General features: G+C 56.0%; 14 protein-coding genes and 1 pseudogene. 14 read left to right on the top strand and 1 reads right to left on the bottom strand.

Features of this window, described 5'->3' with window-relative positions; all coding sequences use genetic code 11:
• Positions 1-10 precede the first annotated feature (10 nt).
• Positions 11-808 (bottom strand): transporter substrate-binding domain-containing protein, encoded by a 798-nt coding sequence (locus tag FFS57_RS08740; RefSeq protein ID WP_137937402.1) that lies wholly within the window; start codon positions 806-808, stop codon positions 11-13.
• 250 nt (positions 809-1,058) lie between these two features.
• Here FFS57_RS08740 and FFS57_RS08735 point away from each other — a divergent pair, with 250 nt between their 5' ends.
• The 14 genes and pseudogenes from FFS57_RS08735 to FFS57_RS08670 form a co-directional block, all read left to right on the top strand.
• Positions 1,059-1,838: a response regulator gene (locus tag FFS57_RS08735; protein ID WP_137937401.1), complete on the top strand. Its 780-nt coding sequence runs from the start codon at positions 1,059-1,061 to the stop codon at positions 1,836-1,838.
• On the top strand, positions 1,835-2,143 hold the full coding sequence (locus FFS57_RS08730) for a hypothetical protein (protein WP_137937400.1): 309 nt from the start codon (positions 1,835-1,837) through the stop codon (positions 2,141-2,143). The genes FFS57_RS08735 and FFS57_RS08730 overlap by 4 nt, the downstream gene beginning before the upstream one ends.
• Positions 2,140-2,976: an HDOD domain-containing protein gene (locus FFS57_RS08725; protein WP_137937399.1), complete on the top strand. Its 837-nt coding sequence runs from the start codon at positions 2,140-2,142 to the stop codon at positions 2,974-2,976. The genes FFS57_RS08730 and FFS57_RS08725 overlap by 4 nt, the downstream gene beginning before the upstream one ends.
• 26 nt (positions 2,977-3,002) lie before the next feature.
• Positions 3,003-5,513: a PAS domain-containing protein gene (locus FFS57_RS08720; protein ID WP_137937398.1), complete on the top strand. Its 2,511-nt coding sequence runs from the start codon at positions 3,003-3,005 to the stop codon at positions 5,511-5,513.
• 53 nt (positions 5,514-5,566) lie between these two features.
• Positions 5,567-7,639 carry an ATP-binding protein gene (locus FFS57_RS08715; RefSeq protein ID WP_137937397.1) on the top strand — a complete coding sequence of 691 codons (2,073 nt, stop codon included), beginning with the start codon at positions 5,567-5,569 and terminating at the stop codon, positions 7,637-7,639.
• An 18-nt stretch (positions 7,640-7,657) separates the two neighbouring features.
• Complete coding sequence (locus tag FFS57_RS26090; protein WP_283204905.1) at positions 7,658-8,977, top strand: ATP-binding protein; 1,320 nt, start codon at positions 7,658-7,660, stop codon at positions 8,975-8,977.
• A complete protein-coding gene (nosR, locus tag FFS57_RS08705; RefSeq protein ID WP_349306725.1) occupies positions 8,974-10,314 on the top strand; it encodes a response regulator c-di-GMP phosphodiesterase, NosR family in 1,341 nt (446 codons plus the stop codon). The genes FFS57_RS26090 and nosR overlap by 4 nt, the downstream gene beginning before the upstream one ends.
• 41 nt (positions 10,315-10,355) lie before the next feature.
• Positions 10,356-10,760, top strand: coding sequence for an oxidoreductase (locus tag FFS57_RS08700; protein ID WP_137937396.1), 405 nt, complete (start codon positions 10,356-10,358; stop codon positions 10,758-10,760).
• 48 nt (positions 10,761-10,808) lie between these two features.
• A complete protein-coding gene (locus FFS57_RS08695; protein ID WP_137937395.1) occupies positions 10,809-11,390 on the top strand; it encodes a response regulator in 582 nt (193 codons plus the stop codon).
• Between the two features lie 45 nt (positions 11,391-11,435).
• On the top strand, positions 11,436-12,080 hold the full coding sequence (locus tag FFS57_RS08690; RefSeq protein WP_137937394.1) for a GTP-binding protein: 645 nt from the start codon (positions 11,436-11,438) through the stop codon (positions 12,078-12,080).
• A 3-nt stretch (positions 12,081-12,083) separates the two neighbouring features.
• Positions 12,084-13,316, top strand: a complete 1,233-nt coding sequence (locus FFS57_RS08685) for a sensor histidine kinase (protein WP_137937393.1) — start codon at positions 12,084-12,086, stop codon at positions 13,314-13,316.
• Positions 13,313-15,547 (top strand): ATPase, T2SS/T4P/T4SS family, encoded by a 2,235-nt coding sequence (locus FFS57_RS08680; protein WP_137937392.1) that lies wholly within the window; start codon positions 13,313-13,315, stop codon positions 15,545-15,547. Before FFS57_RS08685 ends, FFS57_RS08680 begins: the two co-directional genes overlap by 4 nt.
• Positions 15,548-15,565: 18 nt before the next feature.
• The gene (locus tag FFS57_RS08675) at positions 15,566-17,794 is read left to right on the top strand and encodes an EAL domain-containing protein (protein ID WP_137937391.1); all 2,229 of its coding nucleotides are present in this window, start codon (positions 15,566-15,568) and stop codon (positions 17,792-17,794) included.
• 102 nt (positions 17,795-17,896) lie between these two features.
• Positions 17,897-18,241, top strand: a pseudogene (locus FFS57_RS08670) (transposase); the annotation flags it as partial.

The following is an 18,241-nucleotide window of genomic DNA, read 5'->3' as shown; positions in this document are numbered from 1 at the left end:
TTTATCCCAATCAGTTGCTGTCTGGCAGCACCAGCGGGATGATGCGGCGGTCGTTGAGCCGCAGTTTTTGTGCAATCGGTGCCAGATGCTGTTTGTACAGTTGCTCATACACGCCATTTTTCATGGCTTTTTGTAATGCGATATCCAGCGCTTCTGCCAGATCGGCCCGATCAGGATGGACATAGAAATAGAAATCGGATGGATAGGTCAGCACCAGATTGGGTTCGATCACCAACTCAGCATACTGGGCGGCCTCCAGCAAAATTTCGCTGGCCCCTCTTGGAAAGTAGTCGACACCACGTTGCTGTGAGGCGACCAGCCGATAGAGTGCAGTCCAGTCGCCCTGATGTACGTAGAAGGGCAGTTGATTGGTACGCCAGATGGTGATGTCCGCCCAGCCTGCACCAAAGCCGGCAACCAGTTTGGCGTCGCGAAAATCCTTCAATGAATGGATATGCTGATAGCGACCAAGGGCGCTGGCGGGTACCAGCAGAATACGGTTGCCGATCAGTCCACGTGTCAGGGGTTGGTTGATACGTCGGAAAAGTTGATCGCGCTCTGGGCTGGGTAGCAGATACATCAGATCGATTTCGCCCTGTTCCAGAGCCAGAAACGAACGCCGATGGCGTGGCACATCGATTTCCTGAAGGTTGACGGTGTAACCAGCCACCTTCATCGATTCTGTGACCAGTTGCTGGAAAAATACATGTCGCCCATCGCGGCTGACCGGAAAATTTACATCAATTGTTGCCGTCATGGCCGGTAGCGATATCAGCAACAGCCAGACAGATAACCAGGCTCGAACCATGTTCACACCATGCTGATGGATGCTGATGACTTGAGTATAGCCACCACCAGATGGCGCAATGGGGTCTTGAAGTCACCTGTTTTCAATTGTCTGTCACACAATGGATTGCGCGTAGATACGGCGATGTGGCTGCATAACGCGGCAATATAAGCTAAAAAGGAATGATAGAAGTCGTATTTGACCGTAAACCGCTGTTCGTCTGGTCGGGCAAGGTGTCGAATGGCCAGGCAATACCGTCTAAAGGATCGGTATGGAGCAGGTACTGTTACTGGTCGACGACGAACCGAACATCCTTGCTGCGCTGTCCCGTTTGTTCCGGCGGGAGGGGTATCGTATCCTGACTGCCAATGGTGGGCAGGAAGGGTTGGATATCCTGCAGCGTGAGCCGGTGTCGGTCATCATCTCCGACCAGCGCATGCCCGGCATGACGGGCTCCGAGTTCCTCAGCCAAGCCAAGCAAGTCAAGCCCGATACCGTCAGAATCATATTATCCGGATATACGGAATTGAATTCCGTCACCGATGCCATCAATCGCGGTGCGGTGTTCCGGTTTCTTACCAAGCCTTGGGAAGACGAATTGCTGCGTACCCAGGTGCGTGATGCCTTCCATCATTACTCGTTGGGCAATGAAAACAAGCGACTGACCGACGAACTTTCACATGCCAATGCCGAGCTGGAGCGACGGGTTGAACAAAAGACCCGGGAAGTGCTGGCCAATGTCCATACCTTGCGGATTGCCCAAGAGATTCTTGACCAATTGCCGATTGGTGTGATCGGGATTGGTGAGGATGGCCTGATTGCCACTGCCAATCAGATGGCGGTCGCAATACTGGATGGCAACCCGCTCACCGGCATGCTGGTGGAAGAAGGCATGCCACCTTCACTGTGTCAGGTGATCACCCTGGATGAGGCCTCGACCCATACCTTGATCTGGCGGGATCGATGGTTTCGGGTCGAATGCAAGCCGTTGGGGCGCAGCTCGCTTGGGCGTGGTTGTGTCGTGTTGTTGATACCGGAGCAAACGAGATGAATGCCGATACGGTTACCACCATGGAAGTCGGACCGCCTTGTGTGGGCATGATGGTCATCCAACCGATCTGTGACGCCGAGGGTCAATGTCTGGCTCAGGCAGGTGACATGGTGACCGAAGAGCTGCTGACAGTGCTGGAACGTTCACATATTGCCAATGTGGTGTTGGCGCCGCCGGCAGCGCGGCCAACCGGGCTGGCGCTGACTCGTCGGTTGGACCACCTGTTTCGCCACGCTGGCGATTCGATCTGGTTGCAGCGTTTGCGCCATGGAGTATCGGATTTAATGAATGAGGCTGATACATGACCTTTGACCAGATGCGAGAGTTGGTATCCAGGTCGGACAAGTTGCCGACTTTGCCAGCAGGAATGGCCGAGTTGTTGAAGGCGGTCAGCCAAGATGATGTTGACCTGCCGTCATTATCCGCCAGGCTGGCGCGAGAGCAGACACTGGTGGCAAGGCTGCTGCGAGTGGCCAATTCACCGTTTTATGGCATGTCCGGTCGGGTGGATAGCGTGCAGCAAGCCATGAATATTCTGGGTTTGAGCAATACCCGGGCCATTGTAGCGTCGCTGGTGGTGATGTCACGGGTGCCACCGGCTTCGTCGCCCATGCTCAACATGACGGAGTTTTGGCGCCATACCCTGGCTGCCGGGGCCTGTGCCCAGGTATTGGCCAGCCGACAGGATCTGCCCGCGGAACAGGCTTTCATTGCTGGATTGCTGCACGATATCGGCAAGCCGGTGTTGTGTCTGTTGTTACCGGAGGCCTTCGATCAGGTCGCAAGGATTGCCAATGAACGGGATTGTTCTCCCTATCTGGTCGAGCACGAAATCCATGGCTTTGACCATACCGATGTTGGTGCTGCACTGGCAGAGGCCTGGCACTTTCCACCTCACATTGTCGACCCGATCAGGCTGCATCATCAGCCAGGGTCAACCGCGATGCCAATGGCCTGTGTAGTACATCTGGCGGATGTGCTGGCACATGCGTTGGATGTGGGGCGAACCGAGTGGGATGCGGTGCCGCCCTGTGAAGAGGCTGCTTGGAGCGGTTGCGGTTTGCGTGACGAACGTGATTTGCGAGGGGTGCTGAAACAGGCTTGGCGCAAGGCCAATGCCTTGGCGGCCGTATTGTGACCACGCTGAGGACGGGATAGGCAAGCATGGCAAGAGCAAACCGAAGATGGACATGGTGTTGGGATAGCCGGTTGCGGGTTGCATGGTGCGATCAGGCGTTCATGCATCTGGTGGAACGAAACGAAGGCGATATCCTCAATCACCCGTTGACCAAGGTGCTGCCCGGCGATCTGGCGGTGGCGGCACAGCAGCATGCCCTGCACGCCCATCAGACTGGGGAGTCGCAATACTTTGAGCGACGCGGACCCTTGCCGGATGGTAGTGAGGCATTGCTTGGGGTCACGCTGATTCCATTGGGCAATACGCCGATGATGTCGGATGCCATTCTGGGGGTGGCGGAGGATATTGCCGAACGTGACATCATCTCCCGTAACCTGGAATCCATTCTTGCGGAGCACGAAGCGCAGCGTCAGGCCCTGTTTCAGGCTGGTATCGTTTGTCTGTTCGATCTGGAGGGAAGATTGATCTATGTCAGTGACTCTTACAGTCATCTGGCAGGGCAAGTACCCGAAGTGCTGCGAGGCAGTCTGATCACTCAGCAGTTGCAGGATCCACAGTATTTCAGCGAAGGCAGTGAGCTATGGCAGGAGATTCATGGCGGCGAGATCTGGCGAGGTGAGTTATGTCGTCTCAATGCGGCAGGCCAGGCCTATTGGCTGCAAAGTACCATTGTGCCGTTGCGGGATGCGCATGATCGGGTGTACCAGTTTTTTCAGTTGGATGTTGACATTACCCGCACCAAACAGGCCGCCTTGTCGTTGGAGCAGAACAACCTGCAATTGGAAAGTGCGGTGCTGGCACGTACGCAGGAGTTGGAAATTGCCACACGCATGCTGGAAAACGACATTGAGAAGCGACGCGAGGCCGAAGCAGAACTGCGTCGCCAGCAAGTATTGCTGGAAAGTGTGCTGGCCTCGTTGGGTGAACATATTGCGGTGATTGATCGTGAAGGGGTGGTGATCCTTCGCAACCAGGCCTGGGACCAGTTTACCGAGGGTCAGGATTTACCGGACCCCTTGCATGCACCCGCACCTGGTGAAAATTACCTGAATGCGTGCGCCTTGTTTGACCGCTACGCCCCCAGCCAGCAAACGGCCGAGGCAATCAGGCTGGCATTGGCGGGGCGAGAGGTACGTAGCGAGATCGAATATTCCTGCCTGTATCACGACCAGCAACGTAACCTGATCATGCGGGTGTCGCCCTGGATCGGTGGCCAGGGAGGCGTGCAAGGGGGGGCAATTCTCACGCACATCGATCTGACCGAACTCAAGCAGATGCAGGCAGCTCATACCCGGCTGGTGTCGATTGCCGAAAATACCTCGGATGTGGTGATGATTGCGGCTTCTGCCGGGTTGTTGATCTATTTGAATCGTGCCGGTCGTACCTTGTTTGGCTTGCAGGCAACGGCAGACCTGTCACATGTCCATGTCAATGATTTACTGACACCGGAATCTGCCGCGCAACTGCAGGCGGTGGCCATCCCGACCGCCATGTCACAAGGCATGTGGCGGGGCGAGCTGAAAGTGACCCGGCCGGGAGGGGAGCCGGTGCCGATGTCGGCGGTACTGCTGGCGCAGTTCGATGGCAGTGGTCAGTTCGATCATTTTTCCTGCATTGCGCGGGATATCAGCGAAACCATCCGCAGCCAGAACGAGTTGCGTAAGCACAACGACGAACTGCAGTTGCTGAATTCGCAACTCAAGCAAGTGCAGGATCAATTGTTGCAATCCGAGAAGATGGCTTCCATTGGCCAATTGGCAGCAGGGGTGGCGCATGAGATCAACAATCCGATTGGCTACGTGAACTCCAATCTAGGGAGTCTGGAAGGCTACATCAATGACCTGCTGGCATTGTTGGAAACCTATGAGCAAGTTGAAGCAGGCCTGCCGGAGGCGGTGCAGCAATCGGTGATCCAGCCGGCCAAACAACGCGCTGATCTGCAGTTCCTACGAGATGACTTGACGGCCTTGCTGGCTGAGTCCAAGGAAGGCATCACCCGGGTGAAGAAGATTGTGCAGGATCTGAAGGATTTTTCACGGGTAGATTCTTCCAGCGAATGGGAGTTTGCCAATCTGCACCGTTGTTTGGACAGCACCCTGAACATCGTTCACAACGAGGTCAAATACAAGGCCAACGTGGTCAAGGAGTATGGCGAGCTGCCAGAAGTACAGTGCCTGCCGTCACAATTGAATCAGGTGTTCATGAACATGTTGGTCAACGCTAGCCATGCCATCAAGGAACACGGCACCATCTGGATCCGCAGTGGATGCGATGGTGAATTGGCCTGGGTGGAGTTTCAGGATACCGGTGGTGGCATTGCCCCGGACAACCTGAAGCGGATTTTCGACCCATTTTTTACCACCAAGCCGGTCGGGAAAGGGACCGGGCTGGGTTTGTCACTCTCGTACAGCATTGTGCAAAAGCACCATGGGCATATTGACGTGAACAGTGTGCAAGGCCAAGGGACTACATTCCGGATCTGGCTGCCGATCCATCAGGAAGCAGATATGCCGGAAATGCAAGCTGAAGCGCGCTGACAAACGGTTGGCAGACCAATGCCTGCCGAGCCGAAGACAAAAAGGATAGGGCTGTGATTACGCAATTGATGGCATGGCTGAAACGTGCCATTGCTTACCCACAGGCGCATCCGCTTGGTTGGCGGTTGCTATGCCTGATTCTGTTGGTCAGTACGGTATTCGCCTTGCTGTCGACGGCGATTCAACTGCTGAGCGACTACCGGCGTGACATGTCGCAGATCGAGACGCGGCTGGAATACATGGTGCGCGCCAATCGGGAGATACTGGCCTCAGCTGCATGGAACTTCGATCGCGGTCAGCTGCAGTCGGTCTTGAAGGGATTTCTGGAAAGCCCCGACATACGTTATGCCAGCTTCGTTGACACCATCGGCCGGAAAATGGCTGAAGCCGGTACGCCAGTGGTGGCAGACATGCTGGAAAGAACTGAACCCGTGAGCTTCATGACTGATCAGCAAACAATCCACGTTGGCCAGATCCGGATAGTGGCGACCAAGGAAGATGTGTATTCACGGGTGATCTCGAGGGTGCTGGTGATCACCGTGACTCAGGTTTTCAAGACCTTTTGTGTTGCCATTCTGATCCTGCTGATCTTCCGGCAGCTGGTCAGTCGTCACCTGACTGCATTGGCACAGTATGCAAGCAAGCTGGATCTGCAATCCTTGAATACCTCGGTAACCTTGCCTGAAAAGCGGCGCAATCAGCCGCCAGATGAACTGGACATTCTGGTGGACGCGATCAACCACATGCTGGCTACGCTGGCCGGGGATGTACGCAAGCTCGATCAGGCCCGGGCTGATCTGGCTGAAAGCGAAGATCGCTATCGCAGCCTGGTGGAGTCGACCAACGTGGTGCCATGGGAAGCAGATGCTGACAGCTGGCACCTGCGTTTCGTTGGTTCCCAAGCGGTCAATTTGCTGGGCGTGCCACTGCACGACTGGCTGCAACCAGACTTCTTAAAACAACGTATGGTCAAGTCCGATTGGGATGCCTTGCAAATGCGCTGCCAACAAAGTACGGACGGCCGTTTTGACCACGAGTGCAGATTGTTGCGTGATGATGACACCGAAATCTGGGTGGCATTGCATGCCGTGCGGCGCCAGCAGGATGGACGACGTTTGCTGCAGGGCTATTTGATCAATATTTCATTGCGCAAGGCGCAGGAACTGGAGCTTGCCGCCTACCGCACTGGCCTGGAACAATTGGTGCACACCCGTACTTCCGATCTGCGTCAACGCAATGTCGAACTGCAGGAAATCAACGCCAAGCTGGAAGCCGCCCACAGCCAGCTTTACCAGGCAGAGAAAATGGCTTCCATCGGTCAACTGGCAGCCGGTGTGGCGCATGAGATCAACAATCCAATTGGTTATGTGCACTCCAACCTGTGCACGTTGGAGAACTATGTAGTGGGCCTATTACGCATGATTCAGGCTTATGAGGCATCTGAAAAGGCGTTGGCGCAGGATATTCGTGACATGCTGACCAATTACAAGAATGAGACGGATCTGGCCTTTGTGAAGGACGATCTACCCGTCCTGCTGGAACAGTCTCGTGCCGGCTTGGGGCGGGTCAAACAGATTGTGGCAGATCTGAAGGATTTCTCGCGGGTGGGGATGGAAGATGAGTGGACCTTGGTCAATCTGGCAGACTGTCTGGACAGTACGGCCAACGTTCTGGGCCCGGAACTACGTGAGGTGGCAGACGTAGTGCGGCACTATCAACCGATTCCGCTGGTGGAATGCCAGCCTTCACAAATCAATCAGGTACTGCTCAACCTGCTGGTGAATGCCATGCAGTCGATAGACGGACGTGGCACCATCACCTTGTCCTGTGGTGCCGCTGCCAATGAAGTCTGGCTTGAGGTTGCCGATAACGGCAGCGGTATGAGTGCCGAGGTACAGAGCAAGATATTCGATCCATTTTTCACCACCCGGCCCATCGGCGAAGGATCTGGGCTGGGATTGTCGGTTGCCTATGGCATTGTCAGCAAGCATGGCGGTCGATTCGAAGTACACAGTGTCGTGGGTGAGGGAAGCCGTTTCCGCTTGTGGTTACCGTTGCATCGGTCGGAAATGCCACGGGAAGCGACGTTGGATATGGCGGAATTCATCGACCGCCATGATGGTTAGACAAGGCAGGTGGATCGTATGATCAGCGTGCTATTGATTGAAGACGATGAGAACGATGCTCTGTTGGTCCGGCATGAGTTGTCACGTCATTATCCCGGGATCTCCTTGGCCTGGGTCAGCCGGCCGGATGCGCTTGAGGCGGCGTTGGAGCGTCGCTGGGATGTCGTTGTATCCGATTACAGTATGCCGGGTTTTGCGGTCGGGCAAAGTCTGGATATGGTGCATCAGGCTTGGCCGGATATGCCTTTCATCGTGTTGACCGGTGCGATCGGAGAGGAAGCGGCCGTCGCACTGCTGAAGTCAGGTGCCAGCAATTTTCTGTTGAAGCAAAACCTGTATCGGCTGGCAGCAGTGATCGAGCATGAGATGGGGCAGAGTGCACAACGCCGTTTGCAAGCCGCTGCCGAACAAGCGTTGCGCCAAGCCAACGAAGCGCTGGAGCTGCGTGTGGCGGAACGTACGGAAGACCTGCTGGTACGCAATCAGGAACTGGAGGCCAGCAAACACCAACTGGAAGAAGCGCAAAGCCAGTTGTTGCAATCCGAAAAGCTGGCCTCGATTGGCCAGTTGGCGGCCGGGGTGGCGCATGAGATCAACAACCCGATCGGTTATGTGTATTCCAACCTGTCAGCGTTGTCCGGGTATCTGGATGAAATCTTCAAGCTGTTGACTGCCTATGTGGAAGCAGAACCGGAGTTGCCGACGCAGCGACGCATGCTATTGGAAGGGCAGCGTCGTCAGGCCGATCTCGATTTTTTGCGGGATGATGTGCGGGCTTTGTTTGCCGAATGTACCGAAGGACTGGGGCGCATCAAAAAGATCGTTGCAGATCTGAAAGATTTCTCGCGTACTGGGGCAGACGATGAATGGCAGTATGCCGACTTGCGGCGTTGCCTGGATAGCACGCTGAACATTGTGCGTAATGAGCTCAAGTACAAGGCCGAAATCGTGCAGGATTATCACGCGATTCCCGAGATCGAGTGTCTGCCATCGCAATTGAATCAGGTGTTCCTGAACATGCTGGTCAATGCAAGCCATGCCATCGCCGATCAAGGGGTCATCACGTTGCGGACCGAGCAGGAGGACGATTGGATTTGGGTGGAGATTGCTGATACAGGGGCCGGCATTGCAGAAGAAAACCTCAAGCGTATCTTTGACCCGTTTTTCACCACCAAGCCAGTCGGGACCGGGACGGGCCTGGGCCTGTCATTGTCCTACGGTATTGTGCAAAAGCATGGGGGCAGAATCGAGGTGACCAGCCAGCTTGGTGTGGGGACCGCGTTTCGTATCTGGTTGCCGATCAGGCAGACAGCCAAGGATGAGGAACTGCAATCGTGAATACCGATACGCTGGAGCCTGTTGCTCCACAGATGGTCAATCGGGCACCGACTTTGTTGCTGGTGGATGATGAGGCGAACATTCTGGCCTCGCTGCGTCGATTGTTTCGTCCACATGGTTATAACGTTCTGACTGCGGGGAGTGGTGCAGAGGGCATTGCGCTATTGGAGGAAGGGGAGGTTGATCTGATCATTTCCGATATGCGGATGCCGGTAATGAATGGGGCGCAATTTCTGGAAAAAGCCCGACAATTGTGCCCGAATGCAATCCGTATCCTGCTCACTGGTTTCAGTGAAGTCAGTTCTACGATCGATGCCATCAACAAAGGGCAGATCTACCGCTATATCGCCAAGCCTTGGGATGACAATGAGATTCTGATGGTGGTGAAGCAAGCACTCGAGGTGAAATGGCTACAAACCGAACGGGCTCGGTTGCTGGAGGTGACCGAACGGCAGAACGAGGAATTGAAACAGCTCAACTTCGGATTGGAAGAACGGGTCAAGGAACGCACGCAGGAGCTGGAACAAGCCATGTTGTTCCTGGATCAGGCGCATGAAAAGCTGAAGAAGAGCTATGTCACCACCATCAAGGTATTCTCCAACTTGATCGAGCTGCGTGGCGGCAACATGGCGGGGCATTCCCGACGCGTGGCCGAGCTGGCACGGCAGATCGCGATCCAGATGAAACGGCCGGAGCAGGATATCCATGAGATATTCCTGGCAGGCCTGCTGCACGACATCGGCAAGATTGGCCTGCCGGATGCATTGCTGAGCAAGCCGTTTTACAAGTTGAGCGCCGAAGAGCGTGATCTGGTGATCAAACACCCAGCCAAGGGGCAAACCGCCCTGATGGCACTGGAGCAACTGGCCAGTGTCGGCAAGCTGATCCGACATCATCACGAACGTTTCGATGGGCTGGGTTTTCCTGATGCATTGGCCGAGAACGACATCCCGATTGGCGCGCGCATACTGGCAGTTGCCAATGAATACGATGGGTTGCAGATTGGTTCGCTGCAACCCAATCTGTATACCCCCGATCAATCACTGAAGATGATTCAACAAGGTGCTGGCAAGCGATATGACCCGAAGGTGGTGGATGCGCTGGAAGGTGCGTTGGCCGAGCTCAAGAACAAGCAAGGCGGGGATGAGCGCATCCTTACTTCATCCGCGCTGGTGCCGGGCATGATACTCGCTCGTGATCTGGTGACCCGTGACGGGGTGCTGCTGCTGGCGCGGGATTATGTGCTGGATACGCGCATCATTGAGCAAATCAAGCATTTTGAGCAGAGCGAAGGCAAGCCGATGCAGATTGTCGTGCAGCATAAACCGGCGGGTTGAGCATGGCCTGTCAATGATGGTCCGCGAATGAGGAGGACATCATGGATGTGAATGATTTTTTGGCCGGACTGAAAGCGCTGGCTGAGTCGGCGTTTCCCAAGCGGTGTGCCAACTGTGGACATGTGTTCGAGACACCGGAGAGTTTTCTGCGCGAGACGCGTGCTATTCGTGAAGGGCAGACCGGGCTCAAGCAATCGTGGGATGACGACGATATGGTGATTGTTGAGGCTTACCGAAACTGCATTTGCGGTTCGACCTTGATGGATTTTTTCACAGACCGTCGGGATGTGTCGGAATCTGGCCTCAAGCGGCGTGCCCGTTTTCAGCAACTGATCGAATACCTGGCTGGGCAGGGCATCACATCAGAGCGCGCACGCCTGGAGTTGCTGAGGGTGTTGCGGGGTGAAAAGAGCGAAATACTGCGCAGTATCCGGCCACCGGGATGAGCCCGGCGAATATGGGAATCAACTGATCGACAAAGCGGGGTGGTAGGTATGTATCGTATTTTGCTGGTAGATGACGAGCCCAATATCCTGAGTGCGCTTCGGCGCCTGTTGGCTGCCCGGGAAGCGGATGCCGGGCCGATTGTGGAAATCTTCACTTCACCGCGCGAAGCGTTGGCACGTGCCAGTGAAGTGGCATTCGAGCTGGTGATCTCAGACTATCGCATGCCGGGGATGGATGGCGTGGCCTTCCTCAAGGCATTCCGTGAAATTCAGCCTGATGCGGTACGCATGATTCTATCGGGCTATACGGATTTCGATGCCCTGATGAGTGCGATCAACGAAGCCGGTATCTACCGCTTCATCAGCAAACCATGGCGAGATGCGGAATTGACTGCTGCGGTGCATCAGGCCCTGCAGATGCGCCACCTGCTGGTGGAAAACCAGCGGCTGGCCGACATTATCCGTGTCGAGCGTGGCAAGCTGTCGCGACAGGAGGCCGAGTTGCGTCGACTGGAGTCGGAATCGCCCGGTATCACCAAAGTGAAGTGGGGTGAGGATGGCTCGGTAATATTCGATGACTTGGAAGAGGTTGAACCCACGGAGCATATCGAGATCAAGCCTTTGCACTAAACTTGGCTTGGTTGGCAGTGTAGTTTCTCTTTGAGCGGAAACCGTATGGCTGAATATGACGAAGCAGCGCGCAAGTTGACGGTCAAATTGGTGTATTACGGCCCGGCTCTGAGCGGTAAGACCACCAATTTGACCCGTCTGCATGACTTGTTAGCACCGCCCAGCCGCGGAGACATGATGATGCTGGAGACGCAGCATGACCGAACCTTGTTTTTTGATCTGTTGCCGATGGGATTTCGTGCGCCATCAGGGGATCTGATCAAGTTCAAGTTGTATACCGTGCCCGGGCAGGTGGCACACGACAGCACGCGCAAGGCTGTCTTGTCACGGGCTGACGGCGTGGTATTTGTGGCGGATTCGCAAACATCGCAAACCCTCAACAATGCCCAATCGTTCGATAACCTGGCTGATAACCTGCAGCGAGTCGGGCTGGATATAGAAACACTGCCATTGGTGGTGCAGTTCAATAAACGTGATCTGTCACAGATTGTACCGGAAGCCGAGCTGCATGCACGCTGGTCGGCTACACCTTGGCCGTTGTCATTGGCCAGTGCCTTACAAGGTGAGGGCGTACGAGAAACTCTGGCGGCGTTGATGCCGGCTGTTTTCCGCCAATTGGACGGGCAGCATGCACTGCAGGCCCAATTTGGCGTATCAGTCGAGCAGTTCGTGACCTTCCTGATGGATTGAATCATGCACCTGGCCCCACCACTTGCCCGCTACGATCAGGACCCGACCCTGGCGGATCTGTTGCGTGATTTACCCGCGGGTCCGCTGACTGCCCTGTTGTCGACACTGCTGGATGGCCCGTGCTGGCTCACTGATGAAACAGGCCAGCTGTTGCTGGGCAACCCGCCCTTACCGGACGGGATGCGGTCGATACCTATTGCGCCGGAATTCGAACCCATCGGTCAGCTCCATGCTGCTCAGGCCAATCAGGCCAAGCTGGCTGCGACTGCCAGCATGCTGACTCAGCTGATGCGTGGCGTGCAGCGTTATCGCATGGCTGCCTCGGTGCATCTGGAAGCCCTGGCCACCGACAACGCAACCTTGCGTGAGCAGCAACAGGCACTGCAACAATCCGAAACGCGCTATCGTGAGCTGGCGACATCACTGGATTTACAGGTAAAGCAACAGGTTGAGGTGATCGAAGCCCAGCAGCGAGAGCTATTCACCGCAGAAAAGCTGGCGGCAGTCGGTGGCCTGGCTGCTGGCGTGGCCCATGAGATCAACAATCCGATCGGTTTTATACGCAGCAACATGAACAGTGCGCTCAATTACCTGGAGCAGATTGCGCTGTGTCTGACCCAGGTGCGCCAAGGTAAGCTGAGTTTTGATCAAGCCTTGGCCAAGTATGATCTGGATTTCATGCTGCCTGATTTCACGGATCTGGTGCAGGAAAGCATCGGCGGGCTGGATCGGGTGGCGCGCATCGTGCAGGATTTGAAGGCTTTTTCGGCTGTCGATTCCACCGAGGCCATGCCGTTGCTGCTGGGTGATCCGATCCGGCTCAGTATTGAAATGCTGGGCATGCAGTATCCGGCGGCATTGTCGATCATCTGTCAGTTTGGCCCGTTGCCGCAGGTGCTGGTGGCGCCCGGGCAGGTCAACCAGATACTGTTCCATGTGCTGCATAACGCGTTGCTGGCGACTGAAAGTGGGGGGGAGATCAAGGTTTGCTGCAGCGTGATCGACAACAAGGTGGCTGTGCAGGTCAGTGACACCGGTATCGGCATGCCGCCAGCTGTGCTGGCCAGGGTTTTCGAGCCATTTTTCACTGCTTGGGCCTTTGGAAGAGGTAAAGGCCTGGGCCTGACTGTATGCCGCGACCTGATGCAGGCGCAGCAAGGTGAGATCGACATTGTCAGCGAGCCGGGACAGGGTACCACGGTGACCTTGCTGTTCCCGGTGATCGGTCAGCCATGAGCCGCTACGGAACCCTGTTCACTGGCAGTACCGACACCGTCGATACCCCGGTACCGGCGAAAGCAGCCTATCGACTGTTGTTGGTGGATGACGAGGAAAATGTCCTGCGAGCGCTGCAACGGGTGTTCCGCCAGGAAAACTACCAGATCGATACCGCAGCCAACGGCCATGCTGCCATCGAGCAATTGCGTGGTCAGGCCTATCAACTGATGATCTGTGACTATCTGATGCCGGGCATGACGGGTGGTGAGCTGCTCAAGCGTGCCAAAGACATGCAGCCGGACATGATCCGCATCATGCTGACTGGGCAGGCAGATACCGGTGCGGTACTGGCCGCGATCAAAGAAGGGGCAGTCTACAAATTCATTCTCAAGCCTTGGAATGATGATGACTTACGTATCACGGTAGCACTGGCCCTGGAACAGTATGAGCTGGTTCAACGCAACAAGCTGCTGCAGCAGGATATTGCCAAGAAGCAAAAGGAGATCGCCGCGCTGGCCAAAATGACGGTGAGCAACCGCAGCCAGCTGGCCATCATGCTGGCAAAACGAGGCCTGTTGAGCGAACGCCAGGTTCAGGAACTACACCGGCTGCAGCTCAACAAACGCGAACCCATCATGCAGCTGTTGCTGGAGAAAGGGTGGGTGGCTGAAGCCACCATTCATGAAGTGCTGCGTAAAGATCTGTTGATCGAGCAGGTCGATTTGGCCGAGATGCATATCGATCCACTACTGGTAGAACTGATTCCGCGTGCCTTTTGCGAGCGGCAATTGGTGATGCCGTTGAAGCTGGAAGGCAAGCGGCTGTTGCTGGCCATGGCTGATCCGCTCGATATGGGCATGATCGACGATATGCGTTTTGTCTCAGGGCTGGATGTGGTGCCGGTGCTGGCTGGCATTCGCGAAATTCGCCAGAAGATCGTGGCGACTTATGTTCAGGAAGAGGCCGACGTTTCATTTGAGGATTTGCAGACGTTGGTCGGTGGGGCCGAGTTGTATGAAGGCATCGAGATCGTCATCGAGGAAGACGAAGTTGCCTCGCTTGAAGACCTGTTGCATGCGACCGAAGAGCCACCAGCCATTCGGTTGGTGAATGTGATCGTGCTGGAGGCGATCCGCCTTGGGGCCAGCGATATTCATATCCATCCACGTACCAAGAATGTCGTGGTCCGTTACCGTATTGATGGCATCCTGATCGACAAGATCCACATCCCGCACAATCTGCACCAATCCATGGTGTCGCGCTTGAAAATCATGTCCGAACTGGATATCAGCGAACGTCGTCGCCCGCAGGATGGCCGTATTACCGTCAAGGCGCCCAATCGCATTGTGGATCTGCGTATCTCGACCTTGCCGACCATCAATGGCGAAAAGGTGGTGATGCGTATCCTGGATCGCAACAATACCGTGGTTGGCATTCAGGAGCTGGGTTTATCGGACAGTGATCTGGACAAGGTCAAGTTGCTGGTTGAAAAACCACAGGGCATTGTGCTGGCGACTGGGCCGACTGGCTCCGGCAAGACCACTACGCTATACAGCATGCTGCAGACCAGTGCGACCCCCACCAAGAACTACGTCACGATCGAAGACCCGGTCGAGTACTACATGGACATGGCAGGCCAGGTGCTGATCAAGGAACGCATTGGCTTGACCTTTCCGTTGGTGCTGCGCGCCATTCTTCGGCAAGACCCGGACGTGATCATGCTGGGCGAGATTCGTGATCTGGACACCGCTGAAGTGGCATTTCATGCTGCGATGACCGGGCATCTGGTGTATTCCACGCTGCATACCAATTCGGCAATTGCCACGATTTCACGGTTGCTGGATCTGGGCCTCAAGGCACATGTGATTGCCACCGCACTGGAGGGCATCATTGCTCAGCGGCTGGTCAGGCGTATTTGCAGTTATTGCGCACAGCGGGTGCCGATTGATCCCGTCACTTATCGCAAGCTGGGGCAGGCATTTGCCAAAGCACCCGAAATAGCCAGCCGGGGTGGTGGTTGTACACGTTGCCATCAAACTGGTTACCAGGGCCGGGTAGGGTTATACGAAGTGCTGGTGCCGGACGATACCTTGCGTCATCTGATCGCCGGCGGCGCCAATCCAGCAGAAATTTCTCGCTATGCCCGGTCGCTGGAGGCCGGGTCACTACTGGAGGACGGCTATCGCAAAGTGGTTGCGGGGCATACCACTGCCGATGAAGTGTTACGTGTTTTGGGGCCCTGCAGTTGACCCATATGGAGACTGTGTATGAAAAAAGGCCATAAACCCCACGCCGGAAAGCGACCTGTCAAAGGTGGCCGACGAGCGTTCGGGCGCCGGGCTGGCCTGTTGCAGGCTGCACGGTTTGCCTGTCGGGTGGATGCCCTAGGGCTAACCCTATCGGCCTGGCCCTACTGGTTTGGGGGGTGCCGCGATGGTGTCGTCATCTGGTCTGGTACTGCCGGATATCCGGTGACCTACTGCAACCCGGCGTGGCGTTATCGGTTGGGTGCACAGGCCGATGAGTTGGTGCGTGTCGCACAGGGTGGATTGCCAGGTATCGTGCTGGACGCCGAATCCGCCAAGCTGTTGACCGAGGTGTTGCAATCGCCGCGCGCAGCGACCCTGCAATTGTCGGGGCATCGTCCTGCTGGCCAGCATCGACGTTTCAAGTTGACAACCTGGCCGTTGGTGGCCAAGTCGGGGCAAGACCACCTGGTTGCGTTGATTGAGGATGTGACCGAGTCCCTCAGTCGTGAGGCTAATCTATTACGACAAGTGACCCATGACGCGGTTACCGGGCTGGCCAACCGGGTGCTGCTGCTGGAGCGCCTGGGTTGGGCAATGGCCTCGGCCGAGCGGTATCATCACAAATGCGTGTTGTTGATGCTGGATGTGGATCGTTTCAAGCACGTCAACGATGCTTACGGCCACCCGAAAGGGGATGATATCCTGCGACAGGTTGCCGAACGTTTGCGGCAGTTGTTGCGGCAAGAAGATCTGGTAGCCCGGTTGGGCGGAGACGAATTCGCCATCGTGCTGGCAGAAGTCGAATCCGATACCGCCGCACGTACCGTGGCAGAACGTATTCGCCAAGCATTGGTGCCGCCGTTCCAGTTGCCGCCATCACGCAGTATTCCATTGTCAGCCAGTATTGGCGTGGCCGTGTTCCCGGATCATGGTAGCACCGTTGAAATGTTGATGCAGCGGGCCGATGCCGCCATGTACGCTGCCAAGGCATTGGGTGGCGATGCGATCGAACAGGCCAAAGGAGAACGTAGCGATGCAGCAGCACGTCGCCTGCAAATCGAAGCCGGGTTATCGCAAGCATTGGAGCGAAACGAGCTGCTATTGCACTTTCAGCCGAAGGTTGACCTGCACACGGGCGAGATTTGCGGCGCCGAAGTTCTGTTGCGTTGGCAGCGGGCCGATGGCAGCATGGTATCGCCGGTCGAATTCATTACCGTGGCGGAGGAAAGTGGCCTGATCGAACCAATTGGTGAGTGGTTGCTGGGCGAAGCGTGTCGGGTCGCGGCTCGACTGCGGGCAAGTGAACTGGGTCCGGTGAGACTGGCTGTCAACCTGTCGCCGCGCCAGTTCCGCAGCCCGCATCTGGCCAGTCTGTTGGGGCAGGCCATGCAGGCGGCCCGCATTGATGCCAGTTGGCTGGAGGTGGAAGTGACCGAAAGCATGGCCATGCAAAATCCGGGGCTGACTCGGTCCATGTTGGCCAAGATTCACGAATTGGGCGTGCAGATCGCGCTGGATGATTTTGGTACTGGCCATTCATCGTTGGCCTATCTGAACGAGTTTCCGCTGGATGTGCTGAAGATCGATCAGGGATTCGTACGGAGTATTGTGGACAATGTGGCCCATGCCACCATGGTGCGAGGCATCATTGCGCTGGCGCATGCCCTGTCACTGCGAGTGGTAGCGGAAGGTATTGAGCAGGCAGCACAGCTGGCTTACCTGCGTCGTTGTGGGTGTGACATGTTGCAGGGCTATCTGTTTTCCAAGCCGATCAGCGAAGGTGGCTTTACCGACATGTTGAAAGCCGGCAAGCGGCTACAGCTGGATACGCGTCACCCACAATTGATGCGGGCGCTGCTGCTGGTCGACGATGAGCCGTTCATTCTGCAGGCATTACAACGGGTATTGCGGCACGAGGGGTACCAGATCTTTACTGCCAGCAGCGGGGCTGAGGCCTTGTTGATCATGGCGGAGCATGAGGTGGATGTGGTGTTGTCCGACCAGCGCATGCCGACCATGTCCGGTACCGACCTGCTGGCCAAGGTTAAGCGTATCCACCCGGATACGGTGCGCATGATCCTGTCCGCCCAATGTGACTTTCATGCTGTGAGAGATGCCATCAACCGTGGCGAGGTCTTCCGTTTCTTGTCCAAGCCATGGGAAGACGATCAACTACGCGCCGAAATCCGCCGCGCCTTTGAGTACTGTCGGCAGCGTCGGGACATGGCGCAGCCCACCATGATTTGAATGACGGATGTTGCTGCCGGTGCCCGTGTCCTGACACGGTCCGCCGCGTCTTAGAGCCTGTTCAAAGTCTTTGTGATTGGTTGAATGTGAGACACTTGGGAGATGAGAAAAAGCTACCCGAGCGACATTAGTCGTGCCCAATTTGAAGTGATCCGGCCATTACTGGAAAGTGCCCGTAAGAAGACCAGCCCACGCCGCATTGATTTGTATGAGGTCTTTTGCGCGGTCCTGTATTTGCTCAGAAGTGGCTGTCAGTGGCGGATGTTACCTGATGCTTTTCCAAAATGGCGGACAGTACATTCCTATTTCACCATCTGGAGCGAGCCACGTGAGGGTGGTAGCCTGCTGGAGCAGGCGCTTAAAAAATCAGGTTGGCGCGGCCCGCGAGAAACGGGGGCGCAACGCCTGCAGCAGGTTCTTGATCGTGGACGCGCAGAGTGTGAAGAA

It is taken from the genome of Chitinivorax sp. B (assembly GCF_005503445.1).
GTDB lineage: Bacteria > Pseudomonadota > Gammaproteobacteria > Burkholderiales > SCOH01 > Chitinivorax.
Note: the sequence above shows the minus strand (reverse complement) of the source record. Positions and strands in the feature narration are given on the sequence as shown.